Source organism: Sphingobium chungbukense, from assembly GCF_001005725.1.
GTDB lineage: Bacteria > Pseudomonadota > Alphaproteobacteria > Sphingomonadales > Sphingomonadaceae > Sphingobium > Sphingobium chungbukense.
The window spans coordinates 1-16,131 of record NZ_LBIC01000011.1; the positions used below are offsets into that span (position 1 = coordinate 1).

The window sequence follows — 16,131 nt, forward strand, 5'->3', positions numbered from 1 at the left end:
GCCTCCAGATAGAGGTGTCGTTGCGAGCGGACGAGGCGTTCCAGCTCCTTGCGCGACGGCCCATAGATACGGCGGTCGCGGCACCACAGGAAAACATGCTCGAGCATGGCATTGATCGACTGCCCGCCCGCACAAAGATCGTCGGAAATCCACCCCGACAACGCCCTGCGATCCGTCTGCGTCATACGGCGGAACCCGAGATGCCGCAAAATCTCCGCGCAATGCCGGCGGGCGGTGCGACCGGAAAAATCATAGTGGTTCACGGATTTGGCATCGAGACCAAGTTGCTCCGCCAGATACAAGACACCGTCGGAGGGTATCGACGCATGATCCGGCACAAAGAAGCCATGCGCGGCGAAAAATCTAAGCTGAACCGCCAATCCCAGTCGCGCCGTCTCCGCTTTGCCGGTCACGAACGCGATGTCCGAAAAACTCAGGCTCCAGGAGCCGATCAGATCCCCACTCGAAACGCCAAGGCTCATAACGCCACTCCCTTATCGGAGCGGAACGTCGTTCCTCGCATGGGCGACCGTCAACAACAACCAGCCCGTTCCCGACGTGTTCTCCAAGATGACCAAAATCGCAGCTTCGGGCCGACTGGGCCTATTCTGGAACACCATGAAGCTCGGCGAGGTCGTCAATACCCGGGCCGCCAGCGGTACCCATATCGCGCCTGATCTACTCGCCCACGTCTCGCCGTTGGGATGGGAACACATCAATCTAACCGGGGAATATCGCTGGCCCAAATCCTTAGCGTAGGATTCCGCCCCCTCCCGCAAACGCCCCCAAAGACATGGTCCGTCGCGCCGCCGGTATCAGTGTAATGCTCATGCAGCGGTAGCGCGCCGGCGCCGAGCATCAGGCCATCCACCACGTAGGGGGCCTCGCCGGCGGTGGCCGACATGATCCGCGATCCGAACGAGGCAAAATGATCGGACAGGTGGGAGTAGATCTTCAGGCCCGGCTCGCTGCCATATTTCGCATTGATGTCGGCCGCCGCCGATCGGTTGCGGCCCGAGCGGAAGAACTGCCCATCGGAGGATGAACTAGTGCCGGCTCCCCAATGGCGCGTGAAAGGAAGATCATGGTGCGCGGCAACGATCATCCCCAACGCGGCCTGATAGTTTTCGGGCGACAAATACCAGTTGTGGGTCCAGGCAAGCTGGGCGTAGCTCACCCCGTCGCTGGCGTTGGCCATGCGCTCTAGACCCAGATTCGATCCATCAGCGAGAATGGCGGCGAGGATCGCGTGCGGGTTGTCATGCTCCTTGCGGGACCGAAGATCGCGAAATGCGCTCAGGAACCCGGTGCGCTCGGCCACCTCGACCAGGAGTTCGGTGATCCGCACGCGCGGAAGCAAGGCGTCGAGCCTGCGATCGAGAGCCTCCGCCTCGGGTGGAGTGATCGCCGGCATGGGTTGCAGCTTGAGCCGGTCGCGTTCGAGCGCCACGCCCGCGAGCCTGTTCGCCTTGAGTTGCTTGGCGAAACGGCGCAGCCGCCAGTCGAGCGTCCTTGCCCGCTCCTCCAGATAGGCGGCCGCATCGGTCTGGAATGGCAGGCTGTCGGCCACCTTATCGGCATCGCGTCGACTCAGCAAATAGGTGTCGAAGCGGCGATAATTGCGGGTTCCTTCGACCCATATGTCGCCGGCGCGCAACCGATCGCGCAGCGTGGCCATGATGGCCGTCTCGTATCGCCGGCGATCGACCTGGCCACCTTCGGTGATGAGGCGCTTCCACTGCCGGTTGGCGAATGGGAGCGGAACGCCCTCGGGCAGGCTGCGGGCCTTGCGGGCATTGGTATCGCGGATGACCTCGATGGCCTTGACCAGTTGCGATCCGCTCCCCGATGCCTTGAACGTGAATGTATCGAGGAAAGCCGGGCTGAACCGCCGCAGCGTCGCATAGCGACCAGTCGCCGCGACAAGCGCATCTTCGCCCGCCAGCTCGGCCAGCGCATCGACCTGCGATTTGGCTGCGACCAGTCTGTGCCAGCCTACCGCTTCGTCGATCAGTTCGAGCGGATTACCGCCATGTTCGACCGCCTCTCCCAGCGCGGCGATCGTCGCGCCGAACAGCCGCATAAGTTCGCCGACCGAGCGGATGCTGTCCTGATAGCGCCTTTCCCGCCCGCGCCGCGCCCGTGTGAACAGGCTTCCGACAAGCCTGTCGAACATCTGGATCGCACCATCGGCGAGCCTGGCATCGAGGTCGATGACCGCCGCGATCAGCGTCGCGCGGCGCCTGTTAAGGCTATAATCGGAGAGCAGGAACGCCGGCGCAACGCCACCTTCGCGCATGAACTGCGCGAACCGGAAGTCGGGGATTTTCGCGCCGATCGCCGGGTCGATGCCGATTCCGCGCACATAGCGTAGCCGTTCCAGCAGCCCGTTGATGTTCGCCGTGGTGGGCGCTTCCTCGAAATTGCGCAGCCAGGCCAGCGGCGTCATGCCGAAGTCGCTGTTGTTGACGATCAGATCATCGATCCGCGCCAGTTCGGCATGACCCAGGCTTTCGACAATGAGCGCCGCCGCGGCTTTGCGGGCGCGTGCCCTGCCGGCGAGGCCCGCACGTTCGAGCGTGTCTGCCGATGGAAGAATGAAGCGTTCCTGCTTCAGCCCCTCCATCAATGCGCGGACAATAGGTTCGCCCCGATCGGTCCGCTCCGCAGCTCTTGCGGCGAGATCGAGCGCGAGCGGTATATCCCCTCGCCGAAAAGGGTGTAGCCCCAGATGCCGTGCCGCAATGTCGGCATGATCGTTACGTGTTTGCGCGCGCTGGTCATAGTCGGCGAACGCATCAACATCGACGAAGAGCTGGGCGGCGAGATAGTGAAGGACCGCATCGGGGACGTCGACGTCGGGCTGCAAACCGAAGCCGGGATGCCGCATAAGCGCGATCTGCGTTGCCAGACCGAGGCGGTTGGCAGGGCGATAGCGGCGACCGACCAGTTCGAGATCCTCGGCGGCAAGGGTATAGTGGCCGACGATCGCGGTTTCGTCATGGGGGATATCGAACAGGCGACGCCTTTCTTCTCCGGTCAATAATCGCCGCCGCGCCATCCTGCCTCCATCCCGAGTCGAGAGCGACAGGCTAGCGTCAATCTGGAGTATAGCCTAACCGGACGTCAGGATGCAGCGGCGGTTTCTGTCAGGATAGGGTTATGGCAAGCATTTATTGACGCATGTTCCGCCGTGTCATAGAATTCAACCTGACATTTTGACCGGAGGCGGCGATGAAAGGCCAGAGGATCGGTTACGTCCGGGTGAGCACATTCGATCAGAATGTCGATCGCCAGTTGGACGGGCAGTCGCTCGACCGGATTTTCACCGACAAGGCATCGGGCAAGGACATCAACCGCCCCGAACTCGATGCCATGCTCGCCTTCGCCCGCGAGGGTGACACCGTCGTGGTCCACAGCATGGATCGATTGGCGCGTAATCTCGACGATCTGCGCAAACTGGTTCAGTCCCTCACCAAAAGAGGCGTCCGGATCGAGTTCGTGAAGGAAAGCCTGGCCTTCTCGGGCGAGGATTCCCCGATGGCCAACCTGATGCTCTCGGTCATGGGTGCGTTCGCCGAATTCGAGCGCGCCCTGATCCGGGAGCGGCAGCGCGAAGGCATTGCGGTCGCCAGACAACGCGGTGCTTATCGCGGGCGGAAACGTTCCCTCTCCGACGAAATAGTCGCCGAGCTGCACCGCCGTGTTGATGACGGCGAGCGCAAGGCCGTCATCGCCCGTGACCTGGGGATCAGTCGCGAAACCCTCTACCAGTATCTCCGCGCTGCCACCTGAGCCGGTTTCACCCAGCCTCGCTCACCCTTAGGCTTGTCTGATTGATACGACCAATGTCACGTCTCTTGAATTGCTTGAATCATATCAATGAGGATTGGAGGTCTCCTTCGTCAAACGAATGGCAAGAACGCGACCGATTGCCGCTGCGGCGACTGGCTGGACGGCGCTTGGCGGAAATGGTGCAACCGAACTAGCATTGATCTCGCAAAGCGCATAGGAGCCATCGCTGATGGCTTCACCAGGGCGAAATAGGAAGTCGGCGTCCCAAAGAAGCGGAAGATCGTGGTCGGCGATCGACAGCAACCTTTGCATCTCTGGAATCCAGCGATCCTCCATCGCTTTCCGTAAGGCTGCGAAGCGCGTCACCTCCGGTCCGAACATGGCGCGGCCCATCGGCTGTGGGGTTGACGACGTTGTATCAATGGCCGTTGGCGTCATCAGCGCAGTGATCAGGTTGTGCCCAAAGCCAACCACTCGGTGCCCGCACACGTAGCAGCGGACCATGCCCTCGGACGACTGCGGCTGATAAGCCTGATCGATCAGCACGCCGCCGTCGTTTAGAAACGGCACCCACCTTTCCAAGCACTCGGCTAGGCTGATGCGCTCCGATTTGCTTCCTTGGCGGGCCTCTTGAACTTTCACCGACGTTTTCAAAGCCGGAGCGTTTCCCGCTTCGTCTAGTTGGACACGCCATACATTCCTGCCGCCGTTGCCGTAGTTCGGCTTCAGCACGCGCGGGCCTGCGGCAAGATGTTCGGGGAAACGAGCGCGAAGGCCTTCAGCGTCCACGTATCGATCGACATCGCTGCCCCATTCCATGGATCGCGTTGTGTAGAGCACTTCCTTGACGCCGATTTTGGCGATCACGTCAGGATGCGCGCTGACGACAACGCCGCACCCCGCGACTTCGCGCAGCATTGGATCGAGCTGCGAGCGGTCGCCTGAAATGTCCAACGGATTCACCCAGACCAGCACTGTGTCGCACGACAGCAGCTCGTCCCGAATCTCGCGAACCGCCTCGTCCCTGTACAGTACAGGCCTTGCGGTCGCCCCGAGCGCCCGCAAGGCCTGCATTATCGGCCACTGCCGGGCTTCATGAAAGCGATGCGTCCACTCGGCTGCTTGCCCACGCCAAAGAAGAGCGATGTTCGGGCCGGATGTCATTGTTGCATCTCCCCATCGGACCTGTCCCCTTTGTGGTCGCGAACTCAGGTGTCGCGCAGCAGTGGGTGTTAAGCCACGGCGGTCGGGTTCAGCCGCCGCCGCGCAAAGCCGCGGCATAGCGCCGGTCGACCACTTCCCAGTCGATGTTGCGGAAGAAGGCGTCGACATATTTGGCGGCGGCGGTGCCGTAATCCATGTGGAAACTGTGCTCGTACATATCGAGCGCGAGCAGCGGCACGCCGGCAATCGCACCGTGCATATGATCCCACGCCCAATGGTTGTGCAGCGAGCGCGTGTGGAGATTGTAGACGAGCACGCACCAGCCCGATCCGCCGGCAAGGCTCATCCCGGTACGGCGGAAGTCGGCTTCCCAGCGGTCGAACGAGCCGAACGCCGCGCCCAGCGCGTCGCGGATGGAACCGGCTGCCTGGCCGTTGCCGCCGAGCCCGTCGAAATAGACCTCATGGAGCACCACCGAGCCGGTGCGGTGCAGCTCCTCGCGCTTCAATCCGCCATAGACCACCGGCGGCAGGTCCGTGTCAGCGAGCGCGGCGGCAAGTCGTGTCTCGATCATATTCAGGGCCTTGACCGAGCCCGCATAATTGTTCTCGTGGTGCGATGTGATCAGCCTTTCGGAGAGGCCGTGAAGCCTGGCGGGATTGAACCTGAGCGGCTTGACCTGATGATTTCCGGCAAAGGCGGGGACAGCCGCCGGCGCTGCGGCCGGCGTCTGCGCAGAGGCTTCGTTGATAGTCATGGCGGCGGCTCCGATGCCAAGAGTTGCGATTGCACTGCGTCGGGAAAGATGGTCGATCGTCACGCGTCACTCCTTCAGATGATCATTACATATGCGGCCCCGAGGACCGAGCAGACGCCGAGCACCGGCAGCATGCCGGCCTTGAACCGGAACATGGCGAGTATCGCACCCACCGCGAGCGCCAGCGCCGGCCAGTTGACGGACGTTAGGACTGGGAGATCGATGGTGCCGGCTGCGAACGGCACTTCGCGGACTTGCTCGAACAGAGTGTGGATACCAAACCAGACCGCCAGATTGAGGATCACGCCGACCACTGCGGCGGTGATCGCCGAAAGCGCGGCCGACAATGCGCGGTTGCCGCGCAGCCGCTCGATGAATGGCGCGCCGGCGAAGATCCACAGGAAGCATGGCAGGAAGGTAACCCAGGTGGTGAGGATTGCGCCGAAGGTCGCGGCGACGAGCGGCGGCAGCCCGGTCGCTTCGCGGAAGGCCGCGAGGAAGCCGACGAACTGCGTCACCATGATCAGCGGCCCGGGCGTGGTCTCGGCCATGCCGAGCCCGTCGAGCATCTCGCCGGGCTGGAGCCAGCCATAGGTCTCGACTGCCTCCTGCGCGACATAGGCGAGCACCGCATAGGCGCCGCCGAAGGTCACCACCGCCATCTGGCTGAAGAAGGTGGCGATGCGGCTGAACACGTCGTCGGGGCCGAACGCGAACAGCAGCGCTGCGACCGGCCCGAGCCAGAGCAGCAGCAGGACGCCGGAGATGCGCAGCGACCAGGAAAGGTTCGGCCGCGCATGGTCGGGAAGGCCCTCGCCAAGAGCGGTGTCGCGGTCGTGGATTATCTCAGCGCCGGCGGGACCATGTCCGCCGCCGCCCTTGAATGCGGCGTAACCAGCGCGGCCACCGAAGAAGCCGATCAGCGCGGCGGCAAGCACGATCAGCGGGAAGGGCACGTCGAGCACGAAGATCGCGACGAACGCCAGCGCGGCAAAACCGCGCATGACGTTGTTCTTCAAGGCACGCGAACCCACCCGGACCACCGCCTGTAGCACCACCGCCAGCACGGCGGCCTTCAATCCGAAGAACAATCCCTCGACCAGCGGCACTTCGCCGAGCAGCACATAGACATAGCTGAGCCCTAAAATCGCGAGGAAGCCGGGCAGCACGAATAGCGCGCCCGCGACCAGGCCGCCCTTGGTCTTATGGAGCAACCAGCCAATATAGACAGCTAGCTGTTGCGCTTCAGGGCCGGGCAGCAGCATGCAATAGTTGAGCGCGTGGAGGAACCGCTCCTCGCCGATCCAGCGCTTCTCCTCGACCAGGATGCGATGCATCACCGCTATCTGGCCCGCCGGTCCGCCGAAGCTGAGCAGCGCGACCCTGATCCAGACGCGCACCGCCTCGCCAAAGCTGATGCCGTGCTCGTGCAGCGTCTCGACTGCGATTTCAGCGCGTGCGCTGGCCTCCATCTTTAGTCCTCTTTTCGCCGGGTGAAGTGAGCATAGAATCCGTCGAGCGCGGTCGATCCGCGCGCGATCCGCTCCTCGTCGTCGTCGGTGCCGGCACAGATGCCGGCGATAAGCGCGCTCACTCCCGGAGTTTCCGGGCGCTCGAACCGAGCATCGGCAATATCAAGGTCGTGAACAATTTCGCCGAGCGCCCGCAGCGCGGGGTCGGTCTCGAGACCGGTGAGGAACACCAAGGTCTCGAAGGAGCAGCGGTCGCCTTCGTGGGTGAACTCAGCGTCCGCCATGTCGAACCTCAGTTCGTCAGGCTCCGGCACATATCCTTTGCCCTCGACGAACTTGAAGCTCGCCTCGGGGTCGATGAAGCGGCGAATGAGCCAGGCGGACGCGATGCGATCGACATGGACATGGCGGCGCGTCACCCAAACGCGGCGCTTTAGCTCCGCCGGGGTCAGCTCGGGCGCACCGGGGCCGCTCACATCGGGATGTTGGTGAGAGCGGCGGTCCGCCTCGGTGATGGCGGCCTGTGCCGCCTGCCGACCATGCGCACCGAAAAAGTCGATCGCGGCGACCTCGTTCAGGCGTTTGCGCAGGCGGCCCACATCCGCCGCCGCGACATACTCGCCCTCACACAGCGCGCGCGCCTCGCGTGCCAACTCCTCATAGTCGGCGTCACGCGCAGCGTCGAACACTCCGCGCAGCTCCGCATCGCCCATGCCGCCGACAAGGCGCGCTTCGAGGATCAGCGCCTCGCCGCCATTTTCGGTGATCTCGCGATGCAGTTCTTCGAACAGCGCGCGCGTGTCCTCGCGATTGGGGAGCGCATGGACGGCGTTCTTGAGCGGCGCGGCCCCGATCGCCTGCAAACGCCGCCAGACCTTCACCCGCAAATAGGCAGGCTTAGCCGGAAGCTGCGGGATCAGGAGCAACCAAGGGGAAGCTTGTGTGTTTGTCATAGTTGTATCGTCACTAGCCTACAAGTGTAAGGGTTGCATCACAAGCCTCATGAGCATAGGACTGCTTATCCCGAAGAAAGAAACCGGAGCGCAATGTCGCGGCTCGCCGGCGGCGCGCTCGCATGACGTGAGGCTTTCCGTGTCGAGTGCGCTGATGAAGGATCAATTATGCTGAAAAAGACCATCGCCTTGGGATTCGCCAGCCTCCTGCTGGCAAGCCCGGCATGGGCAGCGCCGGACTGGTCGGCTGTCGACCGGGCGATAGGACGAGCGGGGGCCGAACAGCCGGGGGGCGTTCACCGCTACAGCTTCCCGCGTTCGGACCTGAGCGTCACGCTGGATGGGGTGACGATCAAGCCCTCCCTCGCGCTCGGCTCTTGGGCGGCGTTTCAGCCGATGGGCGACGAGGCGATGGTGATGGGCGATCTCGTGCTGACCCACGACGAGGTGAACCCCGTTTTGAGCCGCCTGCTCGCAAGCGGTTTTACGATCACCGCGCTCCACAATCACCTGCTCCGCTCTTCGCCTGCGACCATGTACATGCACATTGCCGGCCACGGCGACCCGGTGAAGCTCGCGGCCGCGCTCCGGCAAGCGCTATCAGCCAGTCGGACCCCGCTCGCCGCGCCGCAATCGCCTTCGGCCAGCGCAGCCGCATCGCGGCTCGACCTCGATGTGGCCGCGCTCAACCGGTTGATGGGCGGTGAGGGCAAGACGGCCGGTGGCATCCTCCAATACAGCTTTCCGCGCGCCGAGCGGCTGATGGACGGCGATATGGAGACTCCGCCGACGATGGGCACGGCGACCGCGATCAACTTTCAGCCAACCGGGGACGGCCGAGCCGCCATCACCGGCGATTTCGTACTTGTCGCAAACGAGGTCGATCCGGTCCTGCGCGTGCTGCGGACGAACGGGATCGAGGTCACGGCGCTGCATAATCATATGCTAAACGACGAGCCGCGGCTGTTCTTCATGCACTTCTGGGCCAACGACGACGCAGCCAAGCTCGCCCGTGGGCTGCGCGCGGCGCTCGACAGGATGAACAATCAGAGGAGTTGAACTCGGACGACGGCTCATTGGGCCGTAACCGCCGCCCGCCCGACCCCACGGCCCTTATGCAGGAAGTGGAATGGAACATGGCTAGCAAACGAACTCTCACTGTTGTCGCAGGCGTGGGCGCGGCCGCGCTGGCGATCGCGGGCGTGGCGATCGCGCAAAACCACGAGGCGAACGAAAACCGGATAATCGGCAAGCACAGCGAACGAGACATCCCGCTTGCTCAGGTGCCCGAGGCCGCGATGAACGCGGCACGCGCGCAACTCGCGTCAATAAGCAAAGCGGAGCAAGTCACCCGAAAGGCGGACGGAAGCACGCTCTATGAAATCAAGGGCAAGAACAGCGACGGAAAGACGATCGAACTGTTCGTCACGCCCGAAGGCCAGGTGCTCGGCCGCGAATGATGGATCAGCACGGGGCGCCGGCCGTCGAGGGCCGTGCGCCCCTTCCGAAATGATACTGCGGAATAGGAGACGAAAATGCGGCCAAGGCGATGGATATTGTTATGCGCCGCTTTGGCCGCCCTGCCTGATAGTGCGATCGGCCAAACCGAACCCGCGTCGGCGACGGGCTCGGCGTTGTTCGTAAGCTGTCAAGCGAATGAGCCGCGATGCGGCGCTTACCTCCAAGGCGTGCTCGACATGATGATCGTCGCGCGAAAAGCGGAATGCCGCGCTCCACGCTATGACCGATCGGCGCTGCGCGCGGCATATTTACGCTGGGCGGAGCAGAATAGCTATTTTATGAGTGTTCATATGGTGGCCGGAGCTGAACGCTCGTTAGCGAAGGCTTGGCCATGTCAGTAGCATCGTACCCCGCGGCGTAGCCTGCCCGGCGGCTGCCTTTGAGGGCAGGCGGAGCGTCCGCCTGGCGGTGAATTCCGCCAGCTCAACGATTCCATGTCGCGCCTCAAGCTCGCTAATTAGCCGATGTTCGCATTATGTCTGCCAAATCGTTGTCTGGCGCACAAACCTTGAGGTGACGCCAAATATGTGAGCTGGTTGCCCATCCCCGGTATGGCGAAGGATTGCCGATAAACCAGAGCGTGGACTGCATGGGCCGCGCACCGGTCAACGTCCATCAAACCCAACCTCCCCCACTTCAAATCGCTGAGGGCAGCCATGTCTGTGTCGATTCCACCGGGTGCAAAAGATCCAACACTCACTCCCGTCCCGGCAAGCTCCACGGAAAGCGCTCGCATGAGGGTGCTCACATAGGCTTTCGACGCGCCGTAGACCGCTTGGAAGGGCACGGATGTTTCGCCCGCCAGGCTCGACACGGCGATTACTGAGGATTCAAACGGCTGCTCCCTGAAAATCGCAATCAGGCGAGCCAGCAAATCCGTGAAACCGAGTATGTTTGTTTCAATTACCTCGGCATAAGTGTCGGCACGGCCTGCATCAAATGAACCAACGCTCGTCATTCCGGCAACCACCAAAGCGGCTGTTACTTGCAATTCTGCAACCTTAGCCGCGATTTTCTCCCTGCCCTCGATTTCACGTTGATCAGCCACTATAATCTCGCACGGCACATTGAACCGCTCGTCAATTTCGGTCTGTAGCTCCCGCAAGTTGTCGAGCCTTCGTCCAACAATCAGGGGCTTGGCCTGGTACGATGCCGCCAAGCGGAGGGCGGACGCTCTGCCCAAACCGGTCGAAGCCCCTGTGACCAGCACCCACGAGTTCTTGATCGCCAGCGGTTTCACGCGTTTTCCAGAGCCTTGTATAGGGCGGTTTTGCCGATCTTGAGCCGGGCCGCCGCCTCACGAACAGTGAGGCCCGCTGCGATATGCGCCCGCGCTTTACGTAGTTTGTCGGGGGTAACGACAGGCCGGCGACCACCCTTGTTGCCCCGCTCGCGTGCGGCCTTGAGGCCGGCATGAGTGCGTTCACGGATCAGGTCACGCTCGAATTGGGCCAGCGAGCCGAAGATGTTGAACACCAGCATGCCGCCCGAAGTGGTGGTGTCGATATTCTCGGTGAGTGAGCGGAACCCGATGCCGCGCGCCGCAAGCTCGCCGACCTTCTCGATCAGGTGGCTCATCGAGCGGCCGAGGCGGTCGAGTTTCCAGACCACCAGCGTGTCGCCGGGGCGCAAATAGGCGAGCGCTTCGGTTAGGCCAGGCCGATCGGCTTTTGCCCCGGATGCGTGATCGTCGAATATACGGTCGCACCCGGCAGTGTTCAGCGCGTCAAGCTGGAGCGACAGCTTCTGGTCTGCGGTCGAGACGCGCGCATAGCCGATCAGCGCCACATGATGCCCGATCCTGTCCGTTTTCCCGTCATTATGCGATCTTGTCCGAATCGCCGTTACAGGTCCAGAGTTAACGGACATATTCCTGTTGGCCGCCAGAGGACCGTCTGACGGACACGCAAAGCGAAGGAGATGATGCTTGGCGAGACGGCGACTGGTGAGCCTGGAAATCTGGGCGAGGCATTATGGCGCGCCGCTCGATGAGCGCGAGATCGCGCGTCATTATACGCTGACCAGCGACGACCTGGAAATTGTCGGCCGCCGTCGCGGCGATGCCACCCGGCTCGGCTATGCGATGCTCATGCTATATATGAGATGGCCTGGCCGTGCGCTGGAAGCGGGCGAAGTCCCGCCCGCTCCTGTGCTCGCCTATGTGGCGCAGCAACTCGGCGTCGCGCCGGCAGCCTTCGCGGATTATGCCCATCGGGACCAGACCCGTCGCGAGCATCTCGTCGAAATCCGACGATCGCACGGGTTCAGGATTTTTGACCGCAACGCTTTCCGTGAAGTTGTCGCCTTCTCGGTCCCAATCGCGCAGACCATCATACACCCCGGCCAGATGGCAGACGTCATCGTCGATGAACTCCGGCGCCTGCAGATCCTCCTGCCTTCTCCGTCGATTCTCGAAGCGGTGCTGCGGCGGGCGCGCCAGCAAGCCGAACAGCTTACCTATGAAGTGCTCACGAATGGCCTGCTGCCTGACACCCTTCAGGGCCTGGACGATTTGCTGGCCCGACGACCGGGGCAGGTCGCGACATGGCTATCCTGGATGCGCAATGCGCCACAATCGCCGGCAGCGCGCAACATCCTGCGCCTGATCGAACGGCTCGCCTATATCCGCGCGCTGGGCCTCGATCGCGCCCGTGCCGACATGATCCCGGCTTTGACTTTTGACAGGCTGGCGGACGAAGGCAGCCGCATCACACCCCAGCACCTTGGCGAACTCAATGCCCTGCGCCGCCATGCGACGCTGGCGGCAACCGGCATCCGGCTTGAGGAAAGCCTGACCGACGCCACCCTGACGATGTTCGACAAGCTGTTGGGCAGCATGGCGCGCCGCGCCGAGAACCGGACCCGCGACAAAGCCCTCAAGACGGTGCGCGAGTTGCAAGGCCACCTCCGGACGCTCACGGGGTCTTGCCGCCTCCTCATCGACGCGCGCAGCAAGGGCGTGGATTCTCTGGCGCAGATCGAGGCGCTGGACTGGCAGCACTTCGCCGTGGCCGTCGAGCAGGCCGAAGTGCTCGGGCGACCGGAAACCGTCGATCGCACCGCCGAATTGATCGAGCGGCATCGGACGGTGAAGCTCTTTGTCGGCGCTTTTCTCAACGCCTTCGAGTTTCGCGGCGCCGGCGCGGTTCAGGGGCTCCTGTCAGCGCTGGCCATCATCGCGGAGCTATATCGGACCGGCAAACGGCGCTTGCCTGATCGCGTGCCGCTACGCTTTGTGCCGCCCGCATGGCGCCCGTTCGTCCTGCGGGATGGCATCGTTGATCGTGCCGCTTATGAACTATGCGCCTTGTCGCAACTACGCGAGCGGTTGCGAGCCGGGGATATATGGGTCGCGGGAAGCCGGCAGTTTCGCGATTTCGACAGCTATCTCATACCGCCGGCGACCTTTGCGGCGCTGCGCGAGAAGGGGCCGTTGCCGCTCGCCATCGAAACGGATTTCGAGCGCCATATCGAGGAACGGCGCACCAGGCTCGACACGGCGATCGAGCAGGTAACGGTCCTTGCACGGCAAGGGGAGCTGCCCCAGGTTAAGCTTGACGAAAACGGTCTCATCATCTCGCCGCTGAAGGCGGCAACACCGCCCGCCACCGAGATTGCCCGTCGCGCCGCCTATGATCGACTGCCGCGCGTGAAGATCACCGATCTTCTGCTGGAGGTCGATGCCTGGACCGGGTTCAGCGAATGCTTCATCCATCGTCGTTCGGGCCGGGAAGCCGACGATCGCAATGCGCTGCTCACGGTCATCCTCGCCGATGGCATCAATCTCGGCCTCACACGCATGGCGGAAACCTGCCGGGGCGCAAGTCTGCGTCAGCTCGCCCATCTTCACGACTGGCACATCAGCGAAGCCGCCTATGGCGAAGCGTTGGGAAGGCTGATCGACGCCCATCGCGCCATGCCGCTCGCCGCGCTGTAGGGAGACGGCACCACTTCGTCGAGCGACGGACAGCAATTTCATGCCGGGGGCCGTGGGGCCGCGATCGGCGACATCAACGCGCGCAGCGGCAACGAACCAGGCGTTGCCTTCTACACCCATGTCTCGGATCGATATGACCCCTTCGCAAGTCGGGTGATCGCGGCGACCGCTGGCGAAGCGCCCTATGTGCTGGATGGCTTGCTGTATCACCAGACCGGCCTGACGATCGAGGAGCACTACACCGATACGGGCGGGGCATCGGACCATGTGTTCGGCCTCATGCCCTTCTTCGGCTACCGCTTCGCGCCGCGCCTGCGCGACATCAAGGAGCGTCGTTTACACCTCCTTCCCGGCCAAGAATCCGGCCCCTTGCTTGCCGGCATGACGGCCGAACCGATCGCATTGGGTCATGTCGCGGCGCATTGGGACGAACTGCTGCGGTTCGCCACGTCGATCCGCACCGGCACCGTCACTGCTTCGGCAATGCTGCGCCGCTTGTCCGCCTATCCGCGACAGAACGGACTGGCCCTCGCACTACGCGAGCTGGGCCGCCTCGAACGCTCCATTTTCATGCTCGACTGGCTGCGCGACATCGACCTGCGCCGGCGCACCCAGGCGGGCCTCAACAAAGGCGAAGCCCGCAACGCGCTCGCCCGCGCGCTCTTCTTCAACCAGCTCGGCGAACTGCGCGATCGTCGGTTCGAGAACCAGACCTATCGCGCCTCCGGCCTCAACCTGCTCGTCGCCGCCATCATCTTGTGGAACACTCGCTATCTCGAAATGGCGCTGGCGGACATCGGCACAGCCGACGAAATCGCACGCCACATCGCGCCATTGGGCTGGGAGCATATCTCGCTGACCGGTGACTATAGCTGGAATGTTGAAGATCAACCCGATCCGGACGCCTTGCGACCGCTGCGCGCCGTCAACTCCCTACTTGCCGCGTGACGTTCGCTATCCGTTCGCCCTTTCCGTGCAGATACGTCACTTTCGTGTAGTCACCCCCGCTAGGCATCCGAGCTGTCGATCGTGAGGAATCAATTCATGGACGCCCTTGCTCTGCCGGGCACGCGGAATCTTGAGAAGGAATGGGCGGATTGCGAGCGACAGTTGCACGCGACCGCAATGCCTGACGTGCAACGATACCAGTCCGATTTGCGCGCCCTGCGAGCAGAGGCCGATCGCCTGGCGGATGACCACACGATCAACGCATTGGTTGAACGCTGGACATCCTTACGCCCGGACGAAACGGATCACCGAGCAATGCTCGTCCGGGGCGCCGCTTTCGCGTTGCGTGCAAGCCAGATCAGAGCGGCGAGTGACGCGCGCAGGGTGTTGGAACGGATTACACTGGCTCGCGAGGCAGGCCAGACGTGGGCGGTCCTCCAAGACACGGGAACCGCAGATCGCGAGCAATCGGCAGAATTCAGCGTCACGACGATGCATCTACAGAGCGGTTTCGCGATCCTGTCCATGGGCCAATATGCGCCGATGAACACCAAAATCACATATGCGCTTGCCGTCATACGCCTGGCGCCGGATACCGGGACGCTGATCGAGGCGACTCCCGGGCTTGCGGACTGGCTGGAAACGTCCAGCCGCGCTGAGCACGAAGCATCGGTCGAAACATGGCGCGGGCGCATCGAAGCTGGCATCCAGCAGGGCTGATCGGAACGACATCGTCATCCATCGCCGGCTGCGGCCCGAACGAGCCTGACTGGAACCGGGCCTTGCTTCATCGCATGGCATGACGCAGGTCAATCGGCTGCAGCATGTGGGATTTATTGGAGAGTATTTTGGCGACACGGGCAAAAAAGGACAGCGAGCAGAAATCCGAGGCCTCGACCGCCAAGGCACGCAAGCCGCGCACGCCCGCCCCGAAGAAAAAGCGCGTGCAGGACGCTTCCGACGGCGTGGACGTCATCGTGAGCAAGGTCGGCGAAAAGGTGCATGCCCTCAGGACCAAGAAGAAGCTGTCCTTGCAGGGCCTCTCGGACATCAGCGATGTGGCGACCGGCACCATCCACAAGATCGAGAGCAGCGGAATGGTGCCGACGATCACCACGCTCCTGAAGCTCGCAACGGCCCTGGGCGTGACGGTCGGCTATTTCGTCGAGGAGGATGAAAATGCCTCGCAGCGAGTGCAGTTCACCCAGGCTGATCATCGCCAGCCGGTCTACACCCCGCACAAGGGGCTGACCCTTGGCGGCATCACGGGATCCTATCGCCAGTTCCAGACCGCGGCGGCAGTCGCGACAATGGCCGCGGGCGCGTCGAGCGGCAAAAACACGCTGAATCATACCGGCGAAGAGCTGATCTACGTCCTCTCAGGCGAAGTCGTGTTCCGCATGAACGACGACGACTTCGTGCTCAAGCCCGGTGACTCGCTACACTTCCAAGGTAGTGTTCCGCACCATTGGGAAAACCGCGGCGATGTGCCGGCCCAGCTTATCTGGTACGTCTTTCGCAATCCCGAGGGAGCCTGATCCCTGGCCGGCGGCCGGAATCCGAACCGCCGGTCTACAAGGGCAT

Annotated in this window: 14 protein-coding genes and 2 pseudogenes; 8 read left to right on the top strand and 8 right to left on the bottom strand. The window is 62.9% G+C overall.

Features of this window, described 5'->3' with window-relative positions:
- The coding region (locus tag YP76_RS21020) for a DUF4158 domain-containing protein (protein ID WP_046765575.1) at positions 1 to 482 on the bottom strand (482 nt) is incomplete at its 3' end.
- A gap of 136 nt (positions 483 to 618) precedes the next feature.
- Between YP76_RS21020 and YP76_RS27280 the strand changes: the two genes are divergently transcribed.
- Entirely contained in the window at positions 619 to 759 is a 141-nt protein-coding gene (locus tag YP76_RS27280; protein WP_232307681.1) for a Tn3 family transposase, read from the top strand.
- 28 nt (positions 760 to 787) lie between these two features.
- Here YP76_RS27280 and YP76_RS21025 read toward each other — a convergent pair.
- Positions 788 to 3,061, bottom strand: a pseudogene (locus YP76_RS21025) (Tn3 family transposase); the annotation flags it as partial.
- 173 nt (positions 3,062 to 3,234) lie between these two features.
- Here YP76_RS21025 and YP76_RS21035 point away from each other — a divergent pair.
- A complete protein-coding gene (locus YP76_RS21035; protein ID WP_046765576.1) occupies positions 3,235 to 3,795 on the top strand; it encodes a recombinase family protein in 561 nt (186 codons plus the stop codon).
- Between the two features lie 84 nt (positions 3,796 to 3,879).
- Here the strand turns inward: YP76_RS21035 and YP76_RS21040 are convergent, their stop codons facing one another.
- The 4 genes from YP76_RS21040 to YP76_RS21055 form a co-directional block, all read right to left on the bottom strand.
- On the bottom strand, positions 3,880 to 4,959 hold the full coding sequence (locus YP76_RS21040) for a Cj0069 family protein (RefSeq protein ID WP_184106684.1): 1,080 nt from the start codon (positions 4,957 to 4,959) through the stop codon (positions 3,880 to 3,882).
- A gap of 88 nt (positions 4,960 to 5,047) precedes the next feature.
- On the bottom strand, positions 5,048 to 5,716 hold the full coding sequence (locus tag YP76_RS21045; protein WP_017184236.1) for a superoxide dismutase: 669 nt from the start codon (positions 5,714 to 5,716) through the stop codon (positions 5,048 to 5,050).
- 74 nt (positions 5,717 to 5,790) lie between these two features.
- Complete coding sequence (gene chrA, locus YP76_RS21050) at positions 5,791 to 7,188, bottom strand: chromate efflux transporter (RefSeq protein WP_040110184.1); 1,398 nt, start codon at positions 7,186 to 7,188, stop codon at positions 5,791 to 5,793.
- A 2-nt stretch (positions 7,189 to 7,190) separates the two neighbouring features.
- A complete protein-coding gene (locus tag YP76_RS21055) occupies positions 7,191 to 8,069 on the bottom strand; it encodes a chromate resistance protein ChrB domain-containing protein (protein WP_232307676.1) in 879 nt (292 codons plus the stop codon).
- Positions 8,070 to 8,309: 240 nt separating this feature from the next.
- On the opposite strand from YP76_RS21055, the gene YP76_RS21060 reads away from it, so the two are divergent.
- The 3 genes from YP76_RS21060 (at position 8,310) to YP76_RS29305 (ending at position 10,003) form a co-directional block, all read left to right on the top strand.
- Positions 8,310 to 9,200, top strand: coding sequence for a DUF1259 domain-containing protein (locus tag YP76_RS21060; RefSeq protein ID WP_008603797.1), 891 nt, complete (start codon positions 8,310 to 8,312; stop codon positions 9,198 to 9,200).
- Positions 9,201 to 9,313: 113 nt separating this feature from the next.
- A complete protein-coding gene (locus tag YP76_RS21065; RefSeq protein ID WP_008603796.1) occupies positions 9,314 to 9,601 on the top strand; it encodes a hypothetical protein in 288 nt (95 codons plus the stop codon).
- 75 nt (positions 9,602 to 9,676) lie between these two features.
- Positions 9,677 to 10,003, top strand: coding sequence for a Rap1a/Tai family immunity protein (locus tag YP76_RS29305; protein ID WP_223178489.1), 327 nt, complete (start codon positions 9,677 to 9,679; stop codon positions 10,001 to 10,003).
- 116 nt (positions 10,004 to 10,119) lie between these two features.
- Here the strand turns inward: YP76_RS29305 and YP76_RS21070 are convergent, their stop codons facing one another.
- The gene (locus tag YP76_RS21070; RefSeq protein WP_046765577.1) at positions 10,120 to 10,902 is read right to left on the bottom strand and encodes an SDR family NAD(P)-dependent oxidoreductase; all 783 of its coding nucleotides are present in this window, start codon (positions 10,900 to 10,902) and stop codon (positions 10,120 to 10,122) included.
- Complete coding sequence (locus YP76_RS21075; RefSeq protein WP_004213210.1) at positions 10,899 to 11,450, bottom strand: recombinase family protein; 552 nt, start codon at positions 11,448 to 11,450, stop codon at positions 10,899 to 10,901. Before YP76_RS21075 ends, YP76_RS21070 begins: the two co-directional genes overlap by 4 nt.
- A 139-nt stretch (positions 11,451 to 11,589) precedes the next feature.
- Here YP76_RS21075 and YP76_RS21080 point away from each other — a divergent pair.
- The 3 genes and pseudogenes from YP76_RS21080 (at position 11,590) to YP76_RS21090 (ending at position 16,085) form a co-directional block, all read left to right on the top strand.
- A pseudogene (locus YP76_RS21080) lies at positions 11,590 to 14,547 on the top strand (Tn3 family transposase).
- A 96-nt stretch (positions 14,548 to 14,643) separates the two neighbouring features.
- Positions 14,644 to 15,267, top strand: coding sequence for a hypothetical protein (locus tag YP76_RS21085; RefSeq protein WP_046765578.1), 624 nt, complete (start codon positions 14,644 to 14,646; stop codon positions 15,265 to 15,267).
- A gap of 128 nt (positions 15,268 to 15,395) precedes the next feature.
- Positions 15,396 to 16,085 (top strand): helix-turn-helix domain-containing protein, encoded by a 690-nt coding sequence (locus tag YP76_RS21090; RefSeq protein WP_046765579.1) that lies wholly within the window; start codon positions 15,396 to 15,398, stop codon positions 16,083 to 16,085.
- Positions 16,086 to 16,131 lie beyond the last annotated feature (46 nt).

Bases quoted from the DNA above. Each gene is read 5' to 3' on its own strand.
- YP76_RS21060 (WP_008603797.1), top strand. From the start codon at position 8,310: ATGCTGAAAAAGACCATCGCCTTGGGATTCGCCAGCCTCCTGCTGGCA.
- YP76_RS29305 (WP_223178489.1), top strand. From the start codon at position 9,677: ATGCGGCCAAGGCGATGGATATTGTTATGCGCCGCTTTGGCCGCCCTG.
- YP76_RS21045 (WP_017184236.1), bottom strand. From the start codon at position 5,716: ATGACTATCAACGAAGCCTCTGCGCAGACGCCGGCCGCAGCGCCGGCG.
- chrA (WP_040110184.1), bottom strand. From the start codon at position 7,188: ATGGAGGCCAGCGCACGCGCTGAAATCGCAGTCGAGACGCTGCACGAG.
- YP76_RS21040 (WP_184106684.1), bottom strand. From the start codon at position 4,959: ATGACATCCGGCCCGAACATCGCTCTTCTTTGGCGTGGGCAAGCAGCC.
- YP76_RS21085 (WP_046765578.1), top strand. From the start codon at position 14,644: ATGGACGCCCTTGCTCTGCCGGGCACGCGGAATCTTGAGAAGGAATGG.
- YP76_RS27280 (WP_232307681.1), top strand. From the start codon at position 619: ATGAAGCTCGGCGAGGTCGTCAATACCCGGGCCGCCAGCGGTACCCAT.
- YP76_RS21035 (WP_046765576.1), top strand. From the start codon at position 3,235: ATGAAAGGCCAGAGGATCGGTTACGTCCGGGTGAGCACATTCGATCAG.